At 59.8% G+C, this 25,069-nt stretch carries 28 protein-coding genes; 17 read left to right on the top strand and 11 right to left on the bottom strand.

Annotation, left to right across the window (positions count from 1 at the left end; translation table 11 throughout):
• The first annotated feature begins 83 nt into the window (after positions 1-83).
• The gene (locus AC1DYC_RS15820; RefSeq protein ID WP_477407681.1) at positions 84-824 is read left to right on the top strand and encodes a FadR/GntR family transcriptional regulator; all 741 of its coding nucleotides are present in this window, start codon (positions 84-86) and stop codon (positions 822-824) included.
• A gap of 26 nt (positions 825-850) precedes the next feature.
• Here AC1DYC_RS15820 and AC1DYC_RS15815 read toward each other — a convergent pair whose 3' ends face one another.
• From AC1DYC_RS15815 to AC1DYC_RS15795, 5 genes are all read right to left on the bottom strand, one after another.
• Positions 851-1,573: an ABC transporter ATP-binding protein gene (locus tag AC1DYC_RS15815; RefSeq protein WP_477407679.1), complete on the bottom strand. Its 723-nt coding sequence runs from the start codon at positions 1,571-1,573 to the stop codon at positions 851-853.
• A complete protein-coding gene (locus AC1DYC_RS15810; RefSeq protein ID WP_477407677.1) occupies positions 1,570-2,292 on the bottom strand; it encodes an ABC transporter ATP-binding protein in 723 nt (240 codons plus the stop codon). The genes AC1DYC_RS15815 and AC1DYC_RS15810 overlap by 4 nt, the downstream gene beginning before the upstream one ends.
• Complete coding sequence (locus tag AC1DYC_RS15805) at positions 2,289-3,299, bottom strand: branched-chain amino acid ABC transporter permease (RefSeq protein ID WP_477407675.1); 1,011 nt, start codon at positions 3,297-3,299, stop codon at positions 2,289-2,291. The genes AC1DYC_RS15810 and AC1DYC_RS15805 overlap by 4 nt, the downstream gene beginning before the upstream one ends.
• On the bottom strand, positions 3,296-4,168 hold the full coding sequence (locus tag AC1DYC_RS15800) for a branched-chain amino acid ABC transporter permease (protein WP_477407673.1): 873 nt from the start codon (positions 4,166-4,168) through the stop codon (positions 3,296-3,298). The genes AC1DYC_RS15805 and AC1DYC_RS15800 overlap by 4 nt, the downstream gene beginning before the upstream one ends.
• Before the next feature lie 75 nt (positions 4,169-4,243).
• Positions 4,244-5,458 (bottom strand): ABC transporter substrate-binding protein, encoded by a 1,215-nt coding sequence (locus tag AC1DYC_RS15795; RefSeq protein WP_477407671.1) that lies wholly within the window; start codon positions 5,456-5,458, stop codon positions 4,244-4,246.
• A gap of 176 nt (positions 5,459-5,634) precedes the next feature.
• On the opposite strand from AC1DYC_RS15795, the gene AC1DYC_RS15790 reads away from it, so the two are divergent.
• Entirely contained in the window at positions 5,635-6,621 is a 987-nt protein-coding gene (locus tag AC1DYC_RS15790; RefSeq protein WP_477407669.1) for an aldo/keto reductase, read from the top strand.
• 84 nt (positions 6,622-6,705) lie between these two features.
• Here the strand turns inward: AC1DYC_RS15790 and AC1DYC_RS15785 are convergent, their stop codons facing one another.
• The 3 genes from AC1DYC_RS15785 to AC1DYC_RS15775 all read right to left on the bottom strand — a co-directional run bounded on the left by AC1DYC_RS15785 (position 6,706) and on the right by AC1DYC_RS15775 (position 7,842).
• Positions 6,706-7,215, bottom strand: a complete 510-nt coding sequence (locus AC1DYC_RS15785) for a YciE/YciF ferroxidase family protein (protein ID WP_477407667.1) — start codon at positions 7,213-7,215, stop codon at positions 6,706-6,708.
• Between the two features lie 127 nt (positions 7,216-7,342).
• A complete protein-coding gene (locus tag AC1DYC_RS15780) occupies positions 7,343-7,516 on the bottom strand; it encodes a hypothetical protein (RefSeq protein ID WP_477309694.1) in 174 nt (57 codons plus the stop codon).
• A 134-nt stretch (positions 7,517-7,650) separates the two neighbouring features.
• A complete protein-coding gene (locus AC1DYC_RS15775; protein WP_477407665.1) occupies positions 7,651-7,842 on the bottom strand; it encodes a hypothetical protein in 192 nt (63 codons plus the stop codon).
• A gap of 169 nt (positions 7,843-8,011) precedes the next feature.
• Between AC1DYC_RS15775 and AC1DYC_RS15770 the strand changes: the two genes are divergently transcribed.
• The 3 genes from AC1DYC_RS15770 to AC1DYC_RS15760 all read left to right on the top strand — a co-directional run bounded on the left by AC1DYC_RS15770 (position 8,012) and on the right by AC1DYC_RS15760 (position 9,829).
• Positions 8,012-8,350: a hypothetical protein gene (locus AC1DYC_RS15770; protein WP_477407663.1), complete on the top strand. Its 339-nt coding sequence runs from the start codon at positions 8,012-8,014 to the stop codon at positions 8,348-8,350.
• Between the two features lie 196 nt (positions 8,351-8,546).
• Positions 8,547-9,134, top strand: a complete 588-nt coding sequence (locus tag AC1DYC_RS15765) for a TetR/AcrR family transcriptional regulator (RefSeq protein ID WP_477407661.1) — start codon at positions 8,547-8,549, stop codon at positions 9,132-9,134.
• 107 nt (positions 9,135-9,241) lie between these two features.
• The gene (locus AC1DYC_RS15760; RefSeq protein ID WP_477407659.1) at positions 9,242-9,829 is read left to right on the top strand and encodes a DUF308 domain-containing protein; all 588 of its coding nucleotides are present in this window, start codon (positions 9,242-9,244) and stop codon (positions 9,827-9,829) included.
• A gap of 283 nt (positions 9,830-10,112) precedes the next feature.
• Here AC1DYC_RS15760 and AC1DYC_RS15755 read toward each other — a convergent pair whose 3' ends face one another.
• A complete protein-coding gene (locus tag AC1DYC_RS15755; protein ID WP_477407657.1) occupies positions 10,113-10,571 on the bottom strand; it encodes a DUF3237 domain-containing protein in 459 nt (152 codons plus the stop codon).
• 93 nt (positions 10,572-10,664) lie between these two features.
• On the opposite strand from AC1DYC_RS15755, the gene AC1DYC_RS15750 reads away from it, so the two are divergent.
• The 5 genes from AC1DYC_RS15750 (at position 10,665) to AC1DYC_RS15730 (ending at position 13,890) form a co-directional block, all read left to right on the top strand.
• Positions 10,665-11,522: a LysR family transcriptional regulator gene (locus AC1DYC_RS15750; protein WP_477407655.1), complete on the top strand. Its 858-nt coding sequence runs from the start codon at positions 10,665-10,667 to the stop codon at positions 11,520-11,522.
• Positions 11,523-11,718: 196 nt separating this feature from the next.
• Positions 11,719-11,928, top strand: a complete 210-nt coding sequence (locus AC1DYC_RS15745) for a hypothetical protein (RefSeq protein ID WP_477309704.1) — start codon at positions 11,719-11,721, stop codon at positions 11,926-11,928.
• Positions 11,929-11,952: 24 nt separating this feature from the next.
• Positions 11,953-12,261 carry a PilZ domain-containing protein gene (locus AC1DYC_RS15740; RefSeq protein ID WP_477407653.1) on the top strand — a complete coding sequence of 103 codons (309 nt, stop codon included), beginning with the start codon at positions 11,953-11,955 and terminating at the stop codon, positions 12,259-12,261.
• Between the two features lie 327 nt (positions 12,262-12,588).
• On the top strand, positions 12,589-12,771 hold the full coding sequence (locus AC1DYC_RS15735) for a hypothetical protein (RefSeq protein WP_477407651.1): 183 nt from the start codon (positions 12,589-12,591) through the stop codon (positions 12,769-12,771).
• A gap of 117 nt (positions 12,772-12,888) precedes the next feature.
• On the top strand, positions 12,889-13,890 hold the full coding sequence (locus AC1DYC_RS15730) for a L,D-transpeptidase family protein (RefSeq protein WP_477407649.1): 1,002 nt from the start codon (positions 12,889-12,891) through the stop codon (positions 13,888-13,890).
• A gap of 51 nt (positions 13,891-13,941) precedes the next feature.
• Here the strand turns inward: AC1DYC_RS15730 and AC1DYC_RS15725 are convergent, their stop codons facing one another.
• Together AC1DYC_RS15725 and AC1DYC_RS15720 are read right to left on the bottom strand one after the other, a co-directional pair.
• Complete coding sequence (locus tag AC1DYC_RS15725) at positions 13,942-14,133, bottom strand: hypothetical protein (RefSeq protein ID WP_477407647.1); 192 nt, start codon at positions 14,131-14,133, stop codon at positions 13,942-13,944.
• Positions 14,134-14,527: 394 nt separating this feature from the next.
• Positions 14,528-15,472 (bottom strand): DMT family transporter, encoded by a 945-nt coding sequence (locus tag AC1DYC_RS15720; protein WP_477407645.1) that lies wholly within the window; start codon positions 15,470-15,472, stop codon positions 14,528-14,530.
• A 221-nt stretch (positions 15,473-15,693) separates the two neighbouring features.
• Between AC1DYC_RS15720 and AC1DYC_RS15715 the strand changes: the two genes are divergently transcribed.
• The 7 genes from AC1DYC_RS15715 to AC1DYC_RS15685 all read left to right on the top strand — a co-directional run bounded on the left by AC1DYC_RS15715 (position 15,694) and on the right by AC1DYC_RS15685 (position 24,955).
• The gene (locus tag AC1DYC_RS15715; protein ID WP_477407643.1) at positions 15,694-15,957 is read left to right on the top strand and encodes a DUF4112 domain-containing protein; all 264 of its coding nucleotides are present in this window, start codon (positions 15,694-15,696) and stop codon (positions 15,955-15,957) included.
• Complete coding sequence (locus tag AC1DYC_RS15710; protein ID WP_477407641.1) at positions 15,902-16,987, top strand: trypsin-like serine peptidase; 1,086 nt, start codon at positions 15,902-15,904, stop codon at positions 16,985-16,987. The genes AC1DYC_RS15715 and AC1DYC_RS15710 overlap by 56 nt, the downstream gene beginning before the upstream one ends.
• Positions 16,984-18,036, top strand: coding sequence for a hypothetical protein (locus AC1DYC_RS15705; protein ID WP_477407639.1), 1,053 nt, complete (start codon positions 16,984-16,986; stop codon positions 18,034-18,036). Before AC1DYC_RS15710 ends, AC1DYC_RS15705 begins: the two co-directional genes overlap by 4 nt.
• Positions 18,033-20,081, top strand: coding sequence for a pentapeptide repeat-containing protein (locus AC1DYC_RS15700; protein WP_477407637.1), 2,049 nt, complete (start codon positions 18,033-18,035; stop codon positions 20,079-20,081). Before AC1DYC_RS15705 ends, AC1DYC_RS15700 begins: the two co-directional genes overlap by 4 nt.
• Positions 20,082-20,621: 540 nt before the next feature.
• Positions 20,622-22,622, top strand: a complete 2,001-nt coding sequence (locus AC1DYC_RS15695) for an AI-2E family transporter (protein ID WP_477407635.1) — start codon at positions 20,622-20,624, stop codon at positions 22,620-22,622.
• A 140-nt stretch (positions 22,623-22,762) separates the two neighbouring features.
• The gene (locus tag AC1DYC_RS15690; RefSeq protein WP_477407633.1) at positions 22,763-23,596 is read left to right on the top strand and encodes an HNH endonuclease; all 834 of its coding nucleotides are present in this window, start codon (positions 22,763-22,765) and stop codon (positions 23,594-23,596) included.
• A 213-nt stretch (positions 23,597-23,809) separates the two neighbouring features.
• Entirely contained in the window at positions 23,810-24,955 is a 1,146-nt protein-coding gene (locus tag AC1DYC_RS15685) for a tyrosine-type recombinase/integrase (protein ID WP_477407631.1), read from the top strand.
• Positions 24,956-25,069 lie beyond the last annotated feature (114 nt).

Raw genomic sequence — 25,069 nt, 5'->3', positions numbered from 1 at the left:
GAATTGCTCTGACCTTTCGTCACCTTGCGGCGGACACCCGTCGATGCAATCCTTTGAACAAGAATCGAACCGGAGTCGCGCCGATGGCGGAGCCCATGACTTTCGATGCCATACCGCAGGCGCCCAATCTCAGGACCGGGCTCGTCAACACGCTGATCGCGCAGATCGAATCCGGCGACCTTGCGCCGGGCCAGCGGCTGCCGACCGAACAGGAGATCGTCGCCGCCACGGGTGTCAGCCGCACCGTGGTGCGCGAGGCGCTTGCCGCGCTGCGCGCCCGTGGGCTGATCACCACGCGCCAGGGGCTCGGCGCCTTCGTCGCCAAGGACCCGCTGCCGAAGACGTTTTCCGTCCTGCCCGACGATCTCGAATCGATCGACGAGGTGCTGCGCGTGCTCGAACTGCGAATGGGCATCGAGGTGGAAGCGACGGGCCTTGCCGCCGAGCGGCGGACCGATGCGGCGCTTTCGCAAATGAGTGCGAAGCTCGACGCGCTGGAGGCGGCGGTGCGTGCCGGCGGTTCCGGCTCGGAAGAGGATTTTGGCTTCCATCGCGCCATTCTGGCCGCGACGCAGAATGCGAATTTCACCCGGCTGTTCGACACGTTCGGCAGCGCCATGATCCCGCGACAATGGACGCGGCTCGACCGGATGACCGAGGCCGAGCGGGAAAAATATCTCGACCGCATGCAGCGAGAACATCGCGCCATTCTCGGGGCCATCGAGGCAAGGGACGTCAACGCGGCGCGGCGCGCCATGCGCAGCCATCTGACCAAGAGCTATGCCCGCTTCGAGGATTTGCGCGACAAAGCTGTTCACGACTAAGGGGCTGTTCACGACTAACGGCTTGCTCATCCGGCGACTCCGCCGAGATAGAGTTCGCGCATCAGCGACATGTCGCGCAGTTCGGCGATCGGACCGGAGACGACGATCCTGCCGTTCTGCATGAGATAGCCGCGTGACGCCACGGCGAGCGCCAGGCCGGCATTCTGCTCGACCAAAAGCACCGAGGCGCCGAAGCGCTCGCCGATGCCCAGGATGATCGCCTTGATCTCCTTGACCAGCAGCGGCGACAAGCCGAGCGACGGCTCGTCGAGCAACAGCACGCGCGGCCGCGTCATCAGCCCGCGCGCAATGGCCAGCATCTGCTGCTGGCCGCCGCTCAGCGAGCCGCCCCGGTCGCGCCGCTTGGTGGCGAGGATCGGGAAGAAGGACAGCATGGTTTCGAAATCGGCCTCGACGGCTGCCTCGTCGCGGCGGGCATAGGCGCCGAGGCGGAGGTTCTCCTCCACCGTCATGTCGACGAAGATTTTTCGCCCTTCCGGCACCAGCACGACGCCGCGCCGGGCCATGACATCGGCGGCAAGTCCGGTGACGTCGGCGCCGTCGAAGGCGATGCTGCCGGCGCGTGGCTTGATCAGGCCGGCGATGGCCTTGAGCAGCGTCGACTTGCCGGCGCCATTGGGGCCGAGGATGGTGACGATCTCGCCTTCGGCCAAGGTCAGCGAGACGCCGCGATTGACGATGGTCGGGCCATAGCCGGTGACGAGTTCGGAGACGGCAAGCAGGTTCACAGCTCGCCTCCGAGATAGACGTCGAGCACCTTGGGATCGGCCAGCACGGTTTCGGTCGGTCCGTCGGCGATCTTGGAGCCGAAATCGAGCACGGCAAGACGCCGGCACAGCATCTGCATCAGCTTCATGTCGTGGTCGATGACGCAGACGGTGATGCCGTGGCCGGGAAGCTGGCGCACGAGGCCGACCAGGGCTGTGGTTTCACGGTCATTGAGGCCGGCGGCGGGCTCGTCGAGCAATAGCAGCGACGGCCGTGTGGCCAGCGCCAATGCCAGGCCGAGCAGGCGCAGGCTGCCGAAGGGCAGCACGCCGGCTTTTTCGCCGGCCAGCGCGCCCAAGCCGACAAAGTCGAGCAGGGCTTGTGGAGTGGGCCACGGGCTGGCGCCGCTAGCTGTCCGCGCGTGCTCGCCGGCGATCTGGACATTTTCCAGCACGCCAAGCCCGGCAAAGGCCATGGCCTGCTGAAAAGTGTAGCCGATGCCGGTGCGCGATATGGCATGCGGCGCAAGGCCGGTGATGTCTCGGCCGCGAAACAGCACCGTGCCGCCGCTCGGCTTGTGGACGCCGGTGACGACGTTGAACAACGTGGTCTTGCCGGAGCCGTTGGGGCCGACGACGCCGAGGATTTCACCCTCTTCGATGGCGAGGTCGACGCCGGCAAGTGCGGTGACGCCGCCGAACTGTTTTGAGAGACCGCTGATGGCCAGGATCGGGCTCATTGGCGTACCTCCGAAGGGGCGCTGTTGCGCTCTTCGGTTTCCTGCTTCGGCTTGTTCGCGAACAGGCCGCGCAGCGCCCGCACGACGCCGCCGATCAGGCCGTCGGGCAAAAGCATGATCACCGCGATCAGGCACACACCATAGACGATGCGCGACTGCACCGGATCGAGATTGAGCACCTCCGGCAGGAAGGCGACGAGGATGCCGCCGGCCAGCGGTCCCTCGATCAGCCTGGCGCCGCCGATCATCACCATCAGTGCGAGGTAGATGCTGGGGAAGGAGGAGAATTGCGAGGGCGAGATGTGGCCGAGGAAATAGGCGAGCAGCACGCCGGAAATGCCGGCGAAGACGCCGCTGACGACGAAGGCGCAGATCTTGTGCCGGCCCACATTGATGCCGAGTGAGGCCGCGAGCTTTTCGTTCTCGCGGATGGCGCGCAGCGTGCGGCCATAGGAGGAGTGGATGATCGCCCAGCTTGCGACGGCCGCCGCTGTGACGAACGCCACCACCATCAGGTAGTAGCGCGTCAAATCGGTCATGTTGGCGCCGAACAGGGTGACGTGGTCGGTCAGGTCGAGCCCGGTGGCAGCGCCGGTATAGTCGCCGCCATTGGTGAGCACGATGGCGAGCAGCTGGCCGAAGGCGAAAGTCATGATGACGAAGTGGTGGCCGCCGACGCGCAGCGACGGGATGCCGACGATCATGGCAAAGACCGCGCTGGCGATTGCAGCGACTGGAAGTGCGACCCAGAAGCCGACACCAAAATCCCGCGCGAGTATCGCCGCGGCATAGGCGCCGACGCCGACCAGGGCGGCATGGCCCATCGACAAGATGCCGGTCTGGCCGAACAGCACCGACAGGCCATAGAGCGCAATGACATTGATGCCGGCCGAGATCGCCAGCGACAGGAAGCGGTTCGACGGCGAGGCGAGCGGCACCAGCGCGATCAGCGCCAGGATGACCAGCACCGGAAGCAGCGAGCGCAACGCCTTCGGGGCGATGCTCATGACGCCATCCTCGGTCCGCTGGTGCCGCCGAACAGGCCGTGCGGGCGCACCATCAGCACCAGGATCATCAGCACGAAGGAGTAGGCGTCGGTCCATTGCGAGAAGCCGTAACCGGCGCTGAAGCCTTCGACGACGCCGAGGATGAGGCCGGCAGCGACGGCGCCATAGATGTTGCCGAGTCCGCCGATCAGCGCCACGGCAAACCCCTTCATCACCATGGTGCCGCCGGTGAAGGGCGTGATGGGGAAGAGCGCAATCAGCAGCGCTCCGCCAAGCCCTGCCAGCGCGCTGCCGAGCACGAACACGCCGGTGATGTAGCGGCGCACCGGAATGCCCATCAGGGCGGCTGTATCGCGGTCCTCGACGCTTGCGCGCAAAGCGCGGCCGTAGCGGCTGGCGGTGATCATGCGGAAGCTCAGCGCGACGACTGCTATGGTGATCAGGATGACCATGACGCGCACGGACGCGATGCGCACGCCGCCGACTTCCCACACCGTGGTGAGCGGGCGCGGAATGCTTTTCTGGTTGGGGTTCCAGAACAGCACGACGACGTGCTGCAAGACGACGATGAGGCCGAGCGAAACGATGAAGCCGTTGGTCGGCCGCTCCAGCGTGAAACGGAACAGGCCGCGCTCGAGGATATAGCCCATCAGTCCGACAGCGAGGACCGAAAGCACCACCGCTATGGGAAAGTCAAGCCCGGCGCTGACGGCGAGCCAGGTGACGATGCCGCCGACCATCAGGAACTCGCCATGGGCGAAGTTGATGATGCCGGTCAGGCCGAAGATCAGGGTCACGCCGATGGCGATGAGCGTGATGACGCTGGCAATGGAAAGGCCGTTGAGGATTTGCTGGATGAAAATATCCACGGCGATCGAGACCTGCTGTAGTTCAGAAAAGAAAAGCTGGCGGCGGGTGGCGCGCCGCCAGCTTGTGATGATGGCTCAGCTCTTCGGCGCTTCGGCCGGTGGCTGCTGCATCGAACAGGAGATGTCGCCACCGGGCGCGGCCGCGCAGACTTCCGTTGCGTGGGTGACCTGGTGCGTCGGGTTGAAGGTCAAATCATCCGAGACCACGCCCTGGTGGTGGAGGCTGAGCAGCGCCTCGACCGTCTTGTCCGGATCGAAACTGTCGGCCTTCTGCCAGGCTTCGACGAGGAAGTGGACATAGTCGTGGTAGAGCAGCGACACCGACGAGGTCACGCCATGCGGCGCGCCGGCGGCGAAGTAGGCGTCGAAATAGGCCTTGGCCTTCGGGTTGGACGACTCGCCCCAGCACACCGGCACGCAGCTCATCGCCACCGGCACGTCGGCCGAAAGCTGCTTTTCCTTCCAGATGCCGGGGTCGACGCCGAAGAGGAAGTAGCTCTTGGCCGCACCCAGTTCGAGCGCCTGCGGCAGCGCCGTCAGCGTTGAATCGCCATTGTACCAGAAGTGGATGATATCAGGATTGAGGCTCTTGGCGCGGGTGAGGAAAGGCGAGAAGTCGGTGGTGTCAGGCGGGTAGAAGATGATGTCGGGGACGTCCTGGCCCTCGGCCTTCAGCGCCTTGAAATAGTAGGACGACAGGAACTGGCCGGTGGCGTCGTTGCCGACGATCATCACCGATTTCTTCGGCTTGAAGCCGAGCAGCGGCTCGAGCAGGGAGAGCACGCCGCGCGCGGTCGAGCCGGAGCGCTGGAACTCCTGTGGTTCGGACTGGAAGAGATAGTGGTCCTCGCCGCCCGGCTTGACCGAGTCCGGCGTTAAGATTTTCGCCAGCGTCGAATTGCCGGCGAAATGGATGATCTTGGCCGGCTGGGTGATCTTGGCCATGGCCAGCGTAAAGTCATGCGTCTCCGAGCCGAAGATCGCCTGCACCTTCACGTCGCGCACCAGCTCCTGGGTGGCTGCTATTGCCGTGGCGATATCGGTGCGGTCGTCGCGCTTGACCATTTCCAGCTTGTAGGTCTTGCCGCCGACCTTGAAGCCGCCGGCATCGTTGATCTGCTTGACGGCAAGGCCGACGCCCGCCGGCAGCGTGTGGCCGGCTGACACGAACGAACCCGACTCCGCGGCGACGACGCCGATCTTGACGATGTTGTCTTCGGCGAGTGCCGGATGGGCGAACGCGCCAAGGCACAAGGCCGCTGACGCGGCCAGTTTCAGAACGGTTTTCAACTTGAGATCCTCCCGACTCCAAATCATTGCAGTCTTACCTGGTTGTCATACAACCCTGTTATCTGGTAAATCTTACGGAAAGGGATGTCAATCGCGTTGCCATGCGATATGAGGCTTCCCGAAATCAGAATCATGGAGCCGGTATCGCCGGCGAAGCCGCAGTCAGGAACAGCGAGATGCATTCACGGAAATTTGGCCGGACCGGCCGCAGTGTCAGCGAGATCGGCTTTGGCGCCTGGGCGATCGGCGCCGCCTGGGGCGAGGTCAATGACGACGATGCCATCGCCGCCTTGCACGCGGCGCTCGATGCCGGCGTCACCTTCCTCGACACCGCCGACGTCTATGGCGACGGCCGCTCGGAAAAGCTGATCGCGCGGGTGATGAAGGAGCGTGGCGGCGAGCGCCCGTTCATCGCCACCAAGGCCGGACGGCGGCTGCCGAAACAGAGCGTCGAAGGCTACAGCGTCGAGAACCTCAATAGCTGGATCGACCGCAGCCTGAAATATCTCGAGACCGATACGCTCGACCTCGTCCAGCTGCATTGCCCGCCGACGGACCTGTATTACCATCCGGAGGTGTTCGAGCGTCTCGACAAGCTCACCGCGCAGGGCAAGATCCGCAATTACGGCGTCAGCGTCGAGCGCGTCGAAGAGGCGCTGAAGGCGATGCAATATCCCGGCGTCGTCAGCGTGCAGATCATCTTCAACGCCTTCCGCCAGCGCCCGGCCGAACTGTTTTTCGACCAGGCGAAGAAGAACGATGTCGCCATCATCGCCCGCGTGCCGCTGGCCAGTGGCTTGTTGTCCGGCAAGTTCAAGGCGGACACCAAGTTCGAAAGCACCGACCATCGCCTGTTCAACCGCAACGGCGAAGCCTTCGATGTCGGCGAGACCTTTTCGGGCGTGCCCTATGACGTTGGCCTGGCTGCGGTCGAGAAGGTCCGTCCGCTGGTGTCCGGCGACACCACGATGGCGAAGTTCGCGCTGCGCTGGATCCTGATGTTCGACGCGGTGACGGTTGTCATTCCCGGCGCCCGCAACCCGGCGCAGGCGGTTTCCAATGCGGAAGCGGCAGCGCTTGCGCCGCTGTCCAATGATCTGATGGCCAAGGTGAAGGCGATCTACGACCAGGACATCAAGCCCTACGTGCATCAGCGCTGGTAATCCGGCGCCCGCCGCCCTGGAAGGTTTTCGGAGCCCCGATGCTTCAGGGCTCCGTGAGATGTAGAGCAGGGCAGGCGGCTCGCGCTATGCGGCTTCCGCCGCGATGTTGACCGCCGACTCCGCCAATTGGGTCAGGGCCGCATCGGTTTCCTTTTCTTCGCTGAGCGTCAGCTCGAGCAGGTTGACCGCCTCGTTGTAGCCGAGTTCCGCGGCCCAGGTGCGCAAGGTGCCGTAGCGCGAAATCTCGTAATGCTCGACGGCCTGTGCTGCCGCCAGCAGGCCGGCATCGAGCGCTGCCGCGCCCTTGTATTCGTCCATGATCTCCGCACCTTCCTCGGTGATGCCCATGATCGCCGCGCAGGTCTTGCCGACCGGCTTCTTGCCGATGACCGCGAACACTTTCTCCAGCCGGGCGACGTGCTCTTCGGTCTGGCCGCGGTGCTTTTCGAAAGCTGCCTTAAGCTCGCGGCTCTGCGCTGCCTTGGTCATTTTGGGAAGTGTCGCCAGGATCTTCTTCTCGGCGAAATAGATGTCCTTGAGGGTGTCGTGGAAGAGGTTGCTGAGGTCTTTGGAGGATGCCTTCGTCGGTGCCATTTTTGTGTTCCTTGTTGATGGGGGTGCTTGGGTCAACTCACCCGCCGGACACAGGTTCCTGCCGCAAGCGAAGAAAGTCGTCTGCGGTGCTTGCCCGCTCTTCTGCCCCGCAAGGTCCTATCGAGGTTCAGCGATCGTTGCGTTCGAGGCTGCGCGCAACCTCGGTCTGGGCGACCTGCAGCAGCGTGTCTATTTCGAACATCGCCACGGCATGACCACCATCGCGGATGACGAGGCGGGCGCGGTGAAGCAGGTCGGAGACCGCTCGCAGCGTTTCGGCATGGCTCGATGGATTCGACAAATGCGTGCCCTCCATCAGCCACAACCGTTGGATCGGGAGACTGTTCCCAAAAAGCATGTCGCTGTCGTTTTGCAGGGACCCGGCTGGCAACGGTGGCTGCGGTCTTCGAGCCGATCAAGCATTCGCAGCGAATGCTAGATACGCGCGATCCTTTCCAACCCCAGCCGCATTCTCTGGCCCTCGGCGAAGGTCAGGGCGAACGCCTCGAGTTCGAACGACGTGGTGGTTGCCTTGCCGTCTTCGACCACGCGAACGAACCATTCGCCGCAGGCTTCGACCACTTCGATGGCGGGTGGATCAACTTTGTTGCTCTGGACGTTATCCATCGCAATTCTCCTCAAGAGCAATGGGAAACGTCTATTTTTATAAGCCCCGCGCGAAGCGCTTTTCAATATCAAAAGTTAGCGGCCGGCCAGGCGAATGGCGGTGAGCGCGGGCAGCGGAACCATCCTTGTCTGTTCGCCGTTCCCCGTACCTCAACGAAAGGAACAGCCCATGGCCGACAACGAAACCCCGAAGATTTCCACCCGAGAAGCCCAGGAGGCCCTGGAGAAGCAGGTTGCATCGCTGAAGCGCGAGATAGCCAAGATCAACCGCACACTCGCCGACCGCGCAGAAGATGCCGTCGACGAAGCCGGCGGCTGGTATGGCAGCGCCACCGAGCGCGCGGCACGGGCAGCGCAGCAGCTCAAGTCGCAGGCGCAGACGGTGTCCGAAACCGTCCAGCAGAATCCGGGCACCATCAGCAGCGCTTTCGTGCTTGGCGGCATTGCCGGGCTGTTGATCGGCCTGCTGCTCGGGCAAGCCCAGGAACGTGACCGCCGCTGGTTCTAGCCTGGGGCAGAGGTGATTTGGCACGGCCTGTCCCGCTGCGGGAATGGACCGTAGTGACTATCGCGCCCGCTGGCTTGGCGGGCGGGCTTTTCGTTCTGGGGTGGATTGCCAAATCAGTCTCCGGCCTTGGCGCATATCTCCCGGCTCGTGGAAATCCAATGTTGACAATCGTCCTACTAGTAGGTAGGTCATCGACATGAGCAATCTTGTGGCGACCTCCGATCAGATTCTGGCATCGGCTCGAAACTTCATCGTGGCCGGCGGCTATAACGGATTCAGCTACGCCGACATCGCCGGCGAAGTCGGAATCCGCAAGGCGAGCATTCACCATCATTTCCCCAGCAAGGTCGACCTTGTTCGCACCCTTGTGGCGCACCATCGCGAGCGTACCGAGGCCAGCATGGCAGATCTGGAAAGCAAATTTCCTGACCCGCTCGCCGTGCTTCGGACCTATGCCGGTTTCTGGGCAAAATGCATTGAGGATGCGAGCATGCCGTTTTGCGTCTGCGCATTGCTTGCCAGCGAACTCCCGGCACTTCCGCCAGAAATAGCCGTCGAGGTGCGGGCCTACTTCCGGTTTCTGTCGTCCTGGCTGACCAAGGTTATGCAGCGGGGCGCCGAACAGGGGGTGCTCAAATTCGCCGGCTCTGCCGAACTGGAGGCGGAGACCTTCATGGCCACCCTTCATGGCGCGATGCTGTCGGCGCGCGCCTATGGCGACCCTGCCGTCTTTGACGCCATCCTGACGCCAGCCGTGCAGCGTCTATCGGCGAAGGTTCACTAACAAGGAATTTGCCAGGCTTAGGCGGCGAGCTCGCCGCCGCATCCTCGTAACGCGTCCACTCTGCCTACCTTCTAGTAGGTATGCAGACTATCAAAGGAGAAAACGACATGCTTGCCAAGGCCAACGAAACCAACCTCGCCCAGCTCTCGAACAGCTGGCTGAAGAGCTACTATTTCATACGCTTTGCCGTGGCGGCCGCCTGGGTCCTGCTGGCGTTCACGGTCGCCAAGTCAATGCCGTCCCTGGCGGCCATCATGCTGGTCGCTTATCCCGCCTGGGATGCGCTGGCCAATTTCGTCGATGCCCGGCGCAGCGGCGGCCTGAACCGCAACAAGACGCAGCTGCTCAACTTCGTCATCAGCATCATCACCACGGTGGCGGTCGCCATTGCTCTCGGCAAAAGCATGAATGCGGTGCTGGCCGTGTTCGGCGTCTGGGCAGTCCTGTCTGGCCTTTTCCAGCTCGCCACCGCGATCCGGCGCTGGAAGTCCGGCGCGCAGTGGGCAATGGTGCTGAGCGGCGCCCAGTCGGCGCTGGCCGGGATTTTCTTCGTGAAGATGGCGGGCACTGCAGTGACGATCGACATCACCAACGTCGCGCCCTATGCCGCGTTCGGCGCCTTCTACTTTCTCGTCTCCGCCGTCTGGCTGACGGTGAGCGACGCGCGGCGCAAGGCGGCACAGGCCGCGGGCTGAGGGCGTCGCACGGCTGGCGAGGATGGGATGGCGGCGTTGCCGATTGCGCCGCTCAGCGACCGGAGTGACATGGCCTGGCTAGCGTTCATCGAGGCGGTCTGTTGGGTGTGGCGAGACTTTCCCGTTGGAGCTGCGGCGCTGGCCAATGTCGCTGAGTTGCTCGTCGGTCAGCTGGTGCAGCATGCGCGAGCTTTGGCGCCTTTGCATTTGCAGCCAAAACCAGCGACGCATCATCTGCCATGCTCGCCCCAGGCGAGGCGTATTGGGTAGCCGCGCTTTCACGTCAGAGGATTTCAAAGACCTCATATTCGACACCGCTTGCCGTCCGGCCCCCGCCGGCGACCGATACAATGCTGTTGAGCCAGGCATGGGCCGGCGCAGCGGTCTCGAAATATGGCGTTGTGCGTAGATAGTATTCGGATGCATCGACCAACTCTCCGCGTGCCAGGCGTTCATCGATGGCCTGAGACGCGCGCCTGACGCCGCGATAGGTCATGATGATCAAGCCGCCATCGTCGGCGATGAGGAGCAGCCTGACATCCTGCTGGAATGTGCCGTCCGCTCGGCCGAGAAGCAGATCGGACCCGATGAGCGGCGAGATTGTTCCGCTTATGCGTTCGCCTTCGAAGTGGCCGCCCGAGACCGCGAAAATACGTCGGCCGCCCGCCGGCGTGAGCCCAAGATCCATGACGGGGTGAAGCGTCATGAAGAGGGTAAACAAGTGTCTTGATTGCAGCGACATCAAATGCCTCCTAGTTTCGAGGCCGGCATCTACACCAGTGCGCGCTACTCAAAAAACGCGCTCTTCTTGTCGCTGTCACAAGGAAAACTAATCATGCGGCCCTCGCTCGAATCCTTGCGCATTCTCGAAGTATGCGTTGCGACCGCCAGCTTTGCGCGCGCGGCCGAACGCCTGTTTCTGACGCCTGCCGCGGTCAGCCTGCGTATCCGCTCGTTGGAGGCCGAGCTTGGGCAGCCGCTTTTTGTACGCGCTCATGGGCGCGTCGTGCCGACCCCTGCCGCCATCGAACTGGCAAGCCAGGTTCGGGAATCACTCGCCGGGATCGCTGTGGCGGTCGACCGATTTCAGGCGACGACGCCGCCGCTTAAGGTCACCGCACCACCCACGTTCGCGTCACGCTGGCTCGCACCGCGCCTGCCGCAATATCCCGCGTCGGGACCCGCCGGCATCGAGCTCGATGTCTCGACGGACATACGCGATCCCAAAGCATTTGACGTCGTCATCAGAACGGGTCGCGGTGGGTGGACCGGCCTTGAGGAACACCGGCTCATTCCGGTGGACGTGACGCCGATGCTGGCGCCGTCACTGCTCGGGGCGCATTCGCTTGCCGTTCCGGCGGAACTGGTCGACTTCGATCTATTGCCGCATCCCGACTGGGAACAATGGTTCATGATGGCGCAAGGCGAAATCCCGCCAGCCGTGCGGTTCGCCGCAGTCGATTTTCCAACCCACGAACTCAACGCCAATGCCGCGTTGGCAGGCGGTGGCGTGGCACTGCTGTCACCCACCCTGTTCGGTTCTTTGTTGGACCAGGGCCTTCTGGTCGCCCCCTTCCGTCACGTGCTGAGCGGTCCAGCCTGGCACTATGCGCTGATGCGCGCCGACGACCGCCGCATGGCTCCGAGGCATTTCTGCGCCTGGCTGCGGGAGCAGGCCGGCAATCCGCCATGAAGCGAAAGGCGAGCATTGGATGCGCTGGCCAATTTCGTCGACGCCCGGCGCAACGGCGGCACAGGCCGCGGGCTGAAGGCGTCGCTGGTCCGAAGTGGATTTGAGGTCAGGTGCCGCCTGGCGGCGCGCCCTCAATACGTGAGTTGAGTTTCCTGGCCGCGGTCGTATGTTCGTTGACCGGGGTGGAGGAGAACAAATGCCCATTCGACGAAAGGCCACGGAGGCTGGCATTCTGCAGCCACCCGAGCTTGAGCTGTTGGGGCGTGTCTTCGAGCAGCTCAAGCTCGACGGTCAATCGCCAGAAGCACGCGAGGCTCTCGCATCCCGGATTATCGCGAACTATATGGCCGGCGTGGTCGACGAAGCCGAGCTCGTCACGCTTTCGAGGCAGCCGCTCGGCCGGTAGTGCGCGTCCAACCCGCGTTCCGGAATGAAGGGTTTCGGTCCGTCAAATCAAAGGAACAAGGCAGTGCCGACTGACCCACCCATAGAGCGACGGTCGCATAGCCGTAACCTTGTTCTGAAGGAAGCGACAATCCACTCCGGCGACGCCAGCATCAATTGTCTGGTCTGTAACCAGCACGCCCACGGTGCGGAGTTGCGGGTGAAGGCCGACATCGAAATTCCCGACCGTTTCGTGCTTCACGTGCCTGTCGATCAGACCAGCTATCGCGCCGTGGTGCGGTGGAGACGGAAGGAGCGGCTTGGGGTGCAGCTTGATGCGGGAAGACAGACGTAGACGGTGGTAGCCAAGAACGCGCACGAGCGCGCCGGCCATGCCTGGATGTACCGCGCCGCGTCCGCGTGGCGGTCCGCTCAGTGCCGCAATGGCAGGATACCGGATGGGCCCGGTGTCAGAACCTGATTATGCCTTGCGATTGGAGGAGGTAGAGAACGACCAGGACAACTGCGACGATTGCGATCCAGAGGGATAGTCGGCTCATAAGGCGATCCTCATTGACAATACCATCGTTGCGTCCGTCGGGCCGGCGCAACCATGAGACGCATCAACGCCGCAAGGTGCGAACTCGTTCCAGCAATGTTCGGCCGGCAGGGCGATCGCGCAGTGAGCAATGGTCTGAGCGGTCCGTCGGTACTGGCAGGCATTTTCTTCGTAAGATTGCGGGCAGTGCGGCCCATCACCAATGTCGTGCCCTACGCGGCGTTCGGCGCCTTCTACTTCCTGGTCTCGGCTGTCTGGCTGACGGCGAGGGATACGTGGCGCAAGGCGGCGGAGGCAGCTGGCTGAGAGGGTATCGCTCGTCGTTTCCATAAGATCTGCCGATGAATCAGCTGTCGGCGAACGGAACCACTAAGGCCGTTCCGCGTCATAAGGGAGGTCCTGTTCAACTCCGGAGTTGACTCGATGTTTAGGCTCCTCCTTTTCGCCGTGGCGCTCGTCCTCGCTTGCGGCGGGGCAGAGGCGGCCAAGCTGGATCAAACCGCCGTCAATCAGGCCCAATTCGGCGTCGGCCAACCCAAAGGTGTCAATCCAACCATATTGAAAGCGCAGATTCTTCTGGATCGTGCCCGATTCTCGCCGGGCCTGATCGACGGGCGCATTTCGGAGAACTTCGCCAAGGCGGTTGGGGCCTTTCAGGCCGCGAACGGATTCCCATCGGATGGCAAGCTCACTCGGGAAACCTGGGACAAACTGATGGCAACCTCCGCCAGTCCCGTTCTGGTGGCCTACGAACTGACACCCAAGGATGTGCGAGGACCTTTCACCAAGCGCATTCCGGCTCGCCTGGAGAGGATGGCCCGTCTGTCGAGGCTTGGCTATCACAACGCGGCAGAGAAGATTGCCGAGCGCTTCCATATCAGCGAACAATTGCTCAGAAAGCTCAATCCGGGCATCGGCTTCAAGAAGGCCGGCACGATGTTGGTGGTCCCAGATGTTGACCGAGGCGATTCTCCCGCCGGCGTCGCCAGCGTCGAGGTCGACAAGGGCACTCGCCTGGTGCGTGTGCTTGATGCCTCTGGCAAGTGGCTCGCAGTCTACCCCGCTTCAATCGGGAGCAACGAGAAGCCGGCGCCAAGCGGTGAGGCAGAGATCAAACGTGTCGTACGCAATCCCACATACCACTACGATCCGGACTTCGCCTTCAAGGGAGTAAAGACCAAGCGACCTTTCACCATCGCTGCTGGGCCGAACAACCCCGTCGGATCGGTCTGGATCGACCTCTCAATCGAAAGCTATGGCATTCACGGCACGCCCGAACCCGGAAAGATCGGAACGACCTTCTCGCATGGCTGCATAAGGCTGACCAACTGGGATGCCGAAGACCTCGCCTCGATGGTGCAGAAGGGCACGAAAGTTAACTTCAAGGACGAGATGGCGAACGCAGACATCAAGCTCGCCGATTAGACCACGCGCACTTGGGCTGCCTAAGGGCCGAGGATGCAAGGCTACTAGGGTCTACAATCGCTTGAAGTCCGCAAGCCGCAACCGTATTCGCTGACCTTCCGCATAGGCCAGTGCGAACGATTCCAGATCGAATGATCGGGTCAGCTCCTGGTCATCCTCGACCACGCGGACGAACCATTCGCCGCAGGCCTCGATCACTTCAACACAGGGGCAAACCCAGGCGTTGAATGTTACATCATCCATTTCGCACTGCCTCCCGCGCAATGTGGACAATCACGAATTTATGGGACCGCCGAAATCAGTTCTTCAAGTAACAAAAGTCTTTAGGGTCTCGACCAAACTCAAACCGCGAACCCGCGCCTTCTCCCTACACGGAAGAAGCGCGCAGGCCGCCGGCTACCCCACCCTGCCAAGCAATGGGATTATCTGCCGAGGAACCGTTGCCAGCAATAAAGTTTGACATAGTGGGACAAAAATCCTGCGACGAGGCAAATCGCGCGATAACCACCGACCTTGCGATCAGCGCGGTTCAGCGCCTGCGGGACGACTGCGGACGAACATCGCAACATCGCGCGCGGCAGGAGCATGGTCGCGGTCAAAGCAATCGCTTGTCGAAGTTGCGTTGCCGGTCTGGTGGTTAAGCCGGCCTTGGCTTGATCATGGTGGCAAGTACGATGCCGGCGACGATGAACGCCGCACCCACCAGGTCGTAATCGTGCAACTCCTCGCCCAGCAGCAGATAGGCGAGCATAGCGACGAACACCGTCTGCAGGTAAAGCAGCATGCTCGCCCGGCTCGCGCCAAGCGTCTCCACGCTCTTGTTGTAGAGATAGTACATCAAGGCGCCGCCGGGACCTGCCAGATAGGCGAGCGCGAGAATGCTGTGGACGTTCATGGCGGAGCGTTCGTCGTTGAACAATTCCCACAGATGGAAGGGCAAGGCGACCAGCGCAGCGGCGCCGAGCAGCAACACGACCATCGGCAGGAGTTCGATGCCGAATTTGGCACGGCGCAAAAGCACGGTGTACAGGCCCCAGCAGAACGCGCTGCCGACGATCCACAGCTCACCGGCGTTGAACTTGAGTTGCAGCAGTGCCGTCAGGTTCCCGTGGGCAACAATGAAAATCATCCCGGCGAGCGCAACCAGCGCGCCAAGCGACTTCCACAGCCCGAGCGGCTCGCCAAGCACGAAACGGGCGAGCACCATCGTCATGACGGGCGACAGCGCCATGATGATGCCGGCCGTGGTGGCGTCGGTGTCGTTGAGGCCATGGTAGATCATGCCCTGGCACAGCGTGAGGCCGATCGCCCCCACGGCGATGACCTCCGCGGCGCGCGTGCGCAAAAGCCCGATCATCGCGTCGTGATGATGGTGCACAATCGGCAGCAGGATGGCGCAAGCAAGCGTCAGCCGCCAGAAACAGAGGCCCCAGGGCGGCATCTCGGGCGCCACCCATTTGGCCGCGATATAGACACCGGCCGAAAGCAGCCAGCACAGGACTGCGGCGGGATAGCCGGTCAAGGAGGATATGGGCCTGGCCTCGGGTTGGCCGGCTTGATGCGCTATCGGCATTGCCTGCATGTCATGCCTCCCCCTCAATGACGTAGGCCCCGTCGGGGCAACATAGCCTGCGCCGTTGGGTTGTGCATCCGTTTTGAACGGATGAAGCGGAAAGGAATCAGTGTTCGGGCCGCCACACGTCTTTGATGGAGGTGTCGGGAGGTTCCCGAGCTCGGTTTCACGGTTGAGAGGGCGCGAGTCCGAAAATCTGGCCTGCAACCGGCATCGTCTCGGCTTGCATCGTGTTGCGCCCGAGACTGTGGTGCTGGAAAGACCTTGGTCGCAGAATGTTGGGGAACGTATTGCTTGATACGGTTATTGGAAGAGTTCCGCTTCTGGGCTCAGTCTTCGACGTCTATTTTAAGGCCAACAATCGCAAGTCATGCGTGACAAGACGGATCGATTGCGCTTACTGTGCTGCGCGGAGCGTAGAGCCGGCGCGAGTGAATAATGAACGCCTTATTCGAAATAGACACTTTTCCGTTTCACACCCGTCTTGGCGCTGAACTCGTCCGCGCAATGGAATCCATTTTCCCTTCCACGCAAGAAGCGCGGCTCTTTGCAGGAAGGTTCAAGATAAGAACGAGCGACCTTCGCAAGCAGAACGACATCCGACTCTTATGGCGCGAACTGCTCCGGAGGCTCGCCGCTGTCGGCAAGTTGCGCGATCTCGTTCAGACCACGCTGTCGACGACCCCACGCAGTTCCTATACCGTATTCCTTGCCGATCTCGTCGCCGACCAGCCGGTCGTCCTAAATGCCGAGCCGGTCTCGATGTCTCCAGCCGGACCCAACGAAAACGTCACCGTGGAGGAGGCATATCTATTCTATGACGACCTGACGATCGGCGTGAAGGAGATCGACGGTCTGGTCCGCACATTGAATCTCCTGTCAACCCTCGCGCCAAGTGTCTGTCACATCGCCATTGACACGATTGCAGGCACATTGCGTGGGACCGGATTCAAGATCGGCGCCCAGACTATCCTCACGAACCACCATGTTCTCTTCCCAGGCGGCATCGTCGCCAACAACGTCACCGTCAGATTCGGGTTCGATCAAGAGGCGGGCGAACCGTCCGAATCGATCGAAAAGTTCACTGGCAAGGTCGAAACGATAATGGGAGAAAAAGACTCGGATTGGGCAGTCATCGACATGGCCGAGTCGCTCGAAAAATGGCCGATAATTGACTTGACCGGATCGGCCGAGCCGAAGGTCAACGATAAGGCATTCATCATCCAGCATCCAGGTGGACACTATAAACGGCTGGGCTTCGTGCGCAACAAAATCAGCGAAGTCGACGGAATCTATGTCAGGTATCTGACGGACACCGAAGGGGGGTCGTCGGGCGCGCCGGTTTTCGACTCCTCAGGCCGCATCATGGCGCTCCACCACAGCGGCGGGCGGCCGGTGGAGGTCGCGGGAAAGCCGCCTGTCGTCAAGAACGAAGGCATAAAGATATCGCATGTGCTCCAGCGTTATGGCGCCCTTAGAGGTTTGGCTGTGGATGCTGTTGTAAAAGAGAGTTTCCTACAGTGAAGCCAGCGGACATCCCGGCGATCATATTCGGTTTGCGCCAACTGTCCACCCATTCTGGAAATGCTTCTGTCAACTCGATAYTCAAAAACAATCGATCTCTTTTGGAAGAATTGGTTGGCGAAATATACATGTTTAGCGCGTACAAAAAATATCATGGAGTGCTGCATGACCTACAATTGAGGACTTATGATTTTCCATTTGAGCTTGAAAACAACAGCTCTCATACTCAATACGATCTTGCAGGTTTGTATTTGTTTTTAAGTCATTTGGTTCATTGCAATCATCAACTGGAGAGACTTGCTCTACTCAAGGATGACGGTTCAACGCGAGTGTCTAAAGAGATCAACCCAAGTCTGGAGAAGATCGCCTCGATGAGCGCGAGATATGAAGCGCTGTTGGCGAAATCGGATGCATCGGGAGCCCCGAAGCCTGACGTTGCCGGGGTCGTGGCCCTGATGCGCAGCTTGAAGCAGATCGTGCGTGATACGCAGGTCGCCCTGAACGCCGGCCTGATCGGCGCTGCGACCTCGCTTCGATTGGATGAATTCTCGACCGTAGTGCAGCATATCACGCAAGTGTTGGGCGATCCTGAAGAAGTCGTGCCGCTCAAAAGCGCTGAGAGAAACCTCGGCTTGGCCCACGCCATGCTGAAGCAACTGGCAGACGTGCATGACGACTGGCAGGGCATCGAGAACGAGCTGATCTACCTCGGAGACCGTATTGAACTGATAGGCCGGTCCGACGGCAAGGCGACATTTAGGCTTTTCTACGGGGAGTGGCCGGGGATCCGCGATGAAATAATGAAGGTAAGCGCCGCGAACAGTGCCGCCATCTGGTCCAGGGGGCTTGGCCGGTCGCTGTCGGACACGGACGACGAACTCGCCAAGGAACCCGCCGACATGGCGGAAGTGAAACGCCGTTTCGACGTGTGCCGCAACCTAGTGCGGAAACTCTTCTACGCTCTGGACGAGGAGATTATCCGGCTTTGCGACGACTTGAGTGACCTACGTGATCCAGTGGTGAGGATCACTCCCACCGGAGCTTCATGATGGATCAGTCGTCTAAAGATGGAAGCGAGGCGAAAGTAGCAATCACCGAGATTTCTTCGCTGCACGCCGCGCTGCTCATTCCCTATCGCGAATTGAGGAAGGTCAAAGGCAGGCCATCAAAGGAAGAGAAGCTGTATGGCAGGATAAACGAACTTCTCGACAAGATCTCCGCGGCCGGAGCGATAGTCGGAGGAGTCGAAGAACGCCGGCAACTGCAGAGCATCGCTGACTACTGGTCGGCAGAGCTATGGCGCTTTGCCGCACATGAGCGTTCGGAACAACGGCCCCTGACCCTCGCCCCGTTCTCCGGGTCGCCCACCGTTGCGTCACAGGATGACAAGGACCACAGCGCCGAAAGTCAGCGCGACAGTGCGGATCAAGATAGGGCGCGGACCTTGGTCCGTCTCGCTGCGGCGTCGCGACTGTGGAGCCAGTTCGGCAAGGACGCTGGGTTTTTGATTCTTGGCAAGAAAGCTCTCCACCTCACCGATGAGTTAAAAATCAACGATAATCAGATCCGGCAATTTATCCAAGCCAGTAAGCATTATCACCGGCGTTGGACCTTATTGCTAGTATTTGTCGGCGGCCCTTTGATATTGATAATTTTTTTCATGTTCCTTCTATACTTTTCTATTATTCCGTATGCGCAAAACAATGTTTATGACACTGCGTTTCCTTACAATGAGAATAAAAACCCTAAAATGCGCGGAAGCGCGTTAGAGAAATTTAGCTGCTTGAATGCGATAAAACGTCCTAGTTCCGAGAAATTATTTACCGGGGTAAATTTGACCGACACCCCAGTTAGCAATTTTCAAATGACAGGGGCAAGTTTTGTTCAAATGACAGGATGCAACACTGTTATCGACAATTCCCGATTTGACTATTCAGTCTTTTCAGAAGCAAAAATAAGCAAGACTAAATTCTGGCGATCATATTTCCGCTACAGCCAATTTCAGAAGACAGAAATCGATAGCAGTGTTATGTCCGATGTTGACCTCACGCGGGCAATATTCGACAACTCTAATTTCACCAATGTAAAATTTCAGGGAGTTGTCTTCTTCCAAACATCGTTCTCGGGCGTCACATTCGACGAATCCACTTTGAGATCTATTAGCCAGAATGGTTGGTGGCTGGGGGCTGGATGGAGCAGCAAAGTTGTGGAGACTATGGCCGGTATATTAACAGAGAGGAGCTACGCCAACGACGTGGACACTTCTGCAGCATTCAACAGTTCATACAAGAGGGACTTCATTGAAAGTATCTGCAAATCGCTGCCTTGGCCTGCGCCTGGGACGGAAGTGGAGAATACGTCGGCTCCTGCCTCCGTCACGGGACTGTATAACACTCTGGCGTTATTCTATGCCCGTTGGGGAATCGGTCTGGGCCGCCCAGTTTTAGACGAGAACGAGCTCAAGAAGTGCCCCGGCCCCCCGAACTTCGATGCCCTCGATCTGGCTCGTCGCGCCCTTCAGGATGCAAAGTTGCAGGATGCAAAGTTGGGACAGTCCAAATATGCAACTGCGCGCTCCAGCGCAACGCTCGGGTACGTGTTGCTCCAGTATGCACAGAAAGACGAGAGCCACGATGTAAAACTAAGCATGGATCAAATTACAGAGGCGCTTTCGTTGCTCAAGTCTGCGGTGAAAGTTGACGAAACAATAGACGAAACCGGCATCCTTAGAGCACTGGCGCACTATAAATATGCTCTATTGGATCAGGTGACGGTGGAGAAAAAATCGCAAGAGATAAGTGAGGCGCTACAGATGGTAACGGACGCGGTGGCGCATCCTCGCTTTACGTCATTCGACCCCATTTATCATCTGAGTAAGGGCTTGGGTGACGCGAGACTAGTGGAAGCCATAATAGAGGGTCTCAAAAGGCGGGAACCGGAAGTTCAACAGACCGTGCCGGGCGTACAAGACCCCGCTACAGCCGTGCCGAGTGCAGAAAGCTGTAAAAGCAGCAACATCACACCGATGACTACCGACGATTCCAACATTTTGGACAGCATCACTAATCTCCTCTGCTTTCAGAGTAGCGAATAGCCGTCGAAATTGCAATCGGCTTGGAGGTGCCCGTTCCGGTAGCCATTTGAGTGTGGTTGCAAATTGCGCGGCTCAGTTCCCGATAGATTGAGCTGGAGCGGGTGCCGAGCGCTGTAAGGCCCGACGATCGGCTCAGCTATAGTCACTAACCCCGAACGGCCGCTCGCATTAGCGAAACGAACGTCCGCTATCTTCGCGCGGGCCATCGAAAAAACGCCTTTCACTTCGGCCCCATTACGCGCACTGAAATCGGTCGTCCGTACCGGTGCAAATCGGGACATAGTTTCGGAACAATGTCTGACCTCGCGGGGTCGTTTCCAAGAGGCACCCTTGGCGTTCGGTCCGGCTACAACTCTAATTTAGGCTGCGCTTCAATGACTTGGTAGCAAATCTAGCCACCCGGAACTGAAAACTCATCTGAATTTCGCCCGGAAGTGCTGGATTCGCTTTAGCAAGCTGCAAAATGCGTGTATTCGACCCTGCTAACATTGCCCGCCAGCCGAATGGGTCTAACTATCCTGGGGCAACGGGGGGAATCAGGTGGCTGCCAATCGTCGAAACGACATCCCATCGTCCGAGCGAGGGCTAGGACGGATCCTTGCGGCCGGGAGCGCCCATCCGAGCACGGCTCTGCCGACCGTCGCAACTGTCGTCACGACGGTTGCTGCCTTGTATTTCGGTCGCGAGGTTTTTCTCCCGATTGCCATCGCGTTACTCTTGACCTTTGCGCTGGCGCCGGTTGTCTCCGCACTGAAGCGCGTCGGATTGCCTCGGCTTCCCGCAGTCCTTCTCAGCGTCATTGGCGCGTTCGCGGCTCTGGGCCTGTTCAGCTTTATCGTGGCGACCCAGGTCAGCGAGCTTGCCCAGAACATTTCAACCTACCAGACAAACATTCTGACCAAGGTTCGCTCGCTCAAGGAAACGGGCGTTGGTGGCGGCATCATTGCCAGACTGAGCAGCGTGATCGAGCGTGTCGGTCAGGAGATCGATAAACAGGACGTGGCGCCGCCTGCGGCGGACAAGCCCCGCCGTGAGCCTGTACCCGTCGAGATCGTCGCGCGTGAGCGACCTCTGGAGGTCTTGCAAAACATTATCGGACCATTGATCAGCCCGCTGGCCTCGGCTGGCCTGATCATCATCGTGGTCATCTTCATGTTGCTCGAGCGCGAGGATTTGCGCGACCGGTTCATCCGCCTGGTCGGTTACGGGGATCTCCATCGCACGACGCAAGCATTGCAGGACGCAGGCAAGCGGGTGGGCCGCTATCTCATCATGCAATTGGTGGTCAACATCGTCTACGCGATACCCATTGCAATCGGGCTTTGGGTGCTCGGCATTCCCAACGCGCTGCTGTGGGGATTGCTGGCACTGGCGCTTCGCTTCGTTCCCTACATCGGCCCCGTGATAGGCGCGCTGCTGCCCTTGTTCCTCGCCTTGGCCGTGGCGCCCGGCTGGTCGCTGGTGCTGTGGACCGCTGCACTGTTCATCGTGATGGAAATGGTAACCGGCAACGTCGTCGAACCGTGGCTCTACGGTTCGCGCACGGGACTTTCCCCTTTGGCGATCATCGTCGCAGCGATCTTCTGGACATGGCTGTGGGGGCCGCTGGGCCTCGTTCTTTCGACGCCGCTGACGGTCTGTCTCGTCGTTCTGGGGCGACACGTTCCGCAGTTCGAATTTCTCGACGTCCTGTTTGGCAACGAGCCTGTGCTTGAACCCCACGCCCGGCTCTATCAGCGGCTCCTGGCCGGCGATCCCGACGAAGCCACCGACCATGCAGAGGAAATCCTCGAGGAGAAGTATCTGATCGATTTCTACGACAAGGTCGCCATTCCCGCTCTCCTGCTGGGCGAGCAGGACCGCATGCGTGGCGTGATGGGCGATCAGCAGCGAAGGCAGGTGGCAGCGAGCGCCCAAATCCTCGTCGCAAATCTTGCCGACGATGCGCAGGAGGAAGCAAGCGAGGAAGATGAGCCGACAGCGGCCGCGGAAGGGAGCACGAGCAAGGAACCGGATGGCGTCGAGGAGGAAGAGATCGAGCTGCCCGATGGCAAGGACATGTCGGTGCTTTGTGCCGGCGGTCGCGGGGAACTCGACGATGCTGCGGCCGCCATGCTCGCGCAGGTGCTGGAGGTGCAAGGTGCGACAGTGGCGAAGGCCAGTTTCGTCGATATGGAGCCGGCCGGCATTCGCCGACTCGACCTAGAGACGATCGACACAGTCGTGGTCGGTTTCCTGAACCGGGATTCTCTCAAGCATGCCCGCTTTCTGGTGCGCCGACTGAAACGCGCCAAGGCAGGTTTGAGAATCGGAATTGTGTTCTGGTCGGACGCGGAGCAGGGCGATGCCGGGCAACAAGGGCAAGCTCTGGCTGCCGACATCAGCGCCGATTTCGTAGTTGGCGGCATGGTCAACGCTGTGCTTGGCGCGCTGTCTCCAGCGCCGGCCGTTCCCCTCAAAGTCGTTTCGAAACGCCGCGATCGACGCCGTCCGGCCCCCCGAAAACGAGCCCCGGCTCAGGCGACGGCCGCAACGGCCTAGCCACGGGCTATGTCTCGGGATGTTGCGCCGGTGCTGGAATGTCATCGTGAGGCTTAGGCGGCATTGGGAGGGCGCGGCGGAGCGCTTCGTCACGCCGCTTGTCGACCTCGTCATTCCTGCTCTCATTTTCAGGATCAGACATGTCCAAACCTCGTTTGCCCGCAGACACTATCAAAACTACTCCGGTTTGGCAGTGCATCTATTGCGGGCAGAGACGCCGCGAATATCTCACCGATGAGCATATCATTCCCTTCTCATTGAACGGTAATCTTGTCCTGGCAAAATCTAGTTGCCGAGAATGCAACTCGATTACGCACAGCTTTGAAGGTTATGTCGCCGGTTCGATGATGGGGCAATTCCGCCATGCCAAAGGGCTACAAACACGGAGAAGGAAGCCGGGAACCATCCCGTTATGGGTGGAATTCGAAGACAGATGCGAAATAGTCGACGTTAAGGCTGGCGACCACCCGGGGATATTTCCAATTCTGCGGTTCGATCAGATGCCGCCAATAATTACAAATATCGAGGAAGAACCGACAATGACAGTAATGTTACGCGGGTTTTTGGACAAAGGTAATCCGGCGTACACTGGTGCCAAAAAAATACATGGCAGATCTTCGATACATGCCATCAAATTTTCTCGCATGCTGGCAAAGATTGCTCATGCATTCGCGATAAAAGAGCTTGGTGTCTGCGGATACATTTACGACATACCAAGGTTTATTCTAAACAACGACCCCAATGTTATAAACTACGTTGGATGCCACAGCGAACCTAGAGGCGAATATACGAAACCTGACCATTTGCTATATTTTACATTCCCGGAATCGATATTCGGAACGATAATCGTCGTCAATATAGTACTATTCGCAAATTGGACAGACATGCCAGTTTATATGGTTGCGGTTGGAAGGCCGAACCATCTTACCGAAGAGCGTCTAGAATCATCTCCTTTCTATCCAGAAGAGAACTGAGGTCCTTGGCGCGCCATGGATACATGTAGGAATATATTCCTATGTGGGTAGGAATGTGGGTTGCAACAAGCGTTTTTTGTAACCTATTGAAATTATTCATTTATTTATGCTAAATGGCGGAGAGAGCGTCCGCCTCTTTCTGTAACGTATTGAAATTACTAGAGCTTTGACCTTGCTATTTGTCGTATTTTCCCTATTTTCGGTATCGCGGTTATGGCAACGGGAATCGATATGGCCAAGCACCGGCTCTCCGAAACACGCATAAAGACCCTTCCGGTTGGCATCCATTCCGATGGAGACGGCCTGTTCCTCCGAGTAAGGAAGGAGGGCAGTCGCCAGTGGTTTTTCATTTATAGGCGAGCGAGCAAGCGTACCGAACTTGGCCTTGGAGGCTATGGCCAAGGGACGGCACCAGTCAGCCTGGCTTTGGCGCGGGAGAAGGCAGAGGCGGTTAGGCAGCGTCTGGCGCGGGGGGACCAGCTTTCTGCGAAGAAGACTTTCGCAGATGTCATGGATGACGTGCTCGAAGTGAAATCATCCGGTTTCCGGAACGAGAAGCACAAAGCGCAATGGGCGATGACGTTGCGAGAGTACGCCAAGCATCTGCATAAAAGGCCCATAGCGGACATCACGCGCGATGATGTTGTCGAGACCTTGAAGCCTATCTGGGGAACGATACCGGAAACGGCCGATCGGCTCAGGATGCGAATTGCGTCCGTTATGGATCACGCGAAGGCGAGGGGGCTTTACGTTGGCGACAACCCAGCCGACTGGCGTGGTGGTTTAAAGGATCTGCTGTCGCCACGGCAGAAACTCACGAGGGGCCACCACGCGGCCGTGGGGTATAAGGAACTGCCAGCCGTCATGAAGGCTCTAGGCACGGCCGCGGGCATATCTGCGCGGGCCGTCGAGTTCTCTTGTCTGACCGCAGCGCGAAGCGGGGAAGTACGCGGCGCGAAATTTGACGAATTCGATATGAAGCAGGGTCTTTGGGTCGTTCCGCCACAGCGAATGAAAGCCGGCCGAGAGCATCGCGTTCCGCTGTGCGACCGGGCAATCGAGATTATCGAGGGGATGAGGGAAATCGCGACCACTGATTCCGTGTTCCCGATCAGCGACACAGCTATGGTGAAGGCGCTGCGGAAGGCGACGGGCGATGACTCCACACTTCACGGTTTGCGATCAAGTTTCAGAGATTGGTGCGGCGACGAGACGAGTCATCCCCGCGACGTGGCAGAGGCGGCGCTTGCTCACACATTGAAGGATAAGACCGAAGCGGCTTACCGCCGCTCCGATGCGCTTCAAAAAAGGCGCAGATTGATGGACGACTGGTCGAAATACTGCGCTAGCTGCCAGTAACCGCATTTACTATATTGACAAATTAGGCGAAAACGCCTATAGGTTGGAGTAAGTCGGCGCTTGTCGCCGCGACTCGCTTCTCCCGCCTAAATTAACGGCGGCCCTAACCCCTCA

This window comes from Mesorhizobium sp. P2_E7 (assembly GCF_056403855.1).
This window is presented reverse-complemented; position numbering and strand designations above follow the sequence as displayed.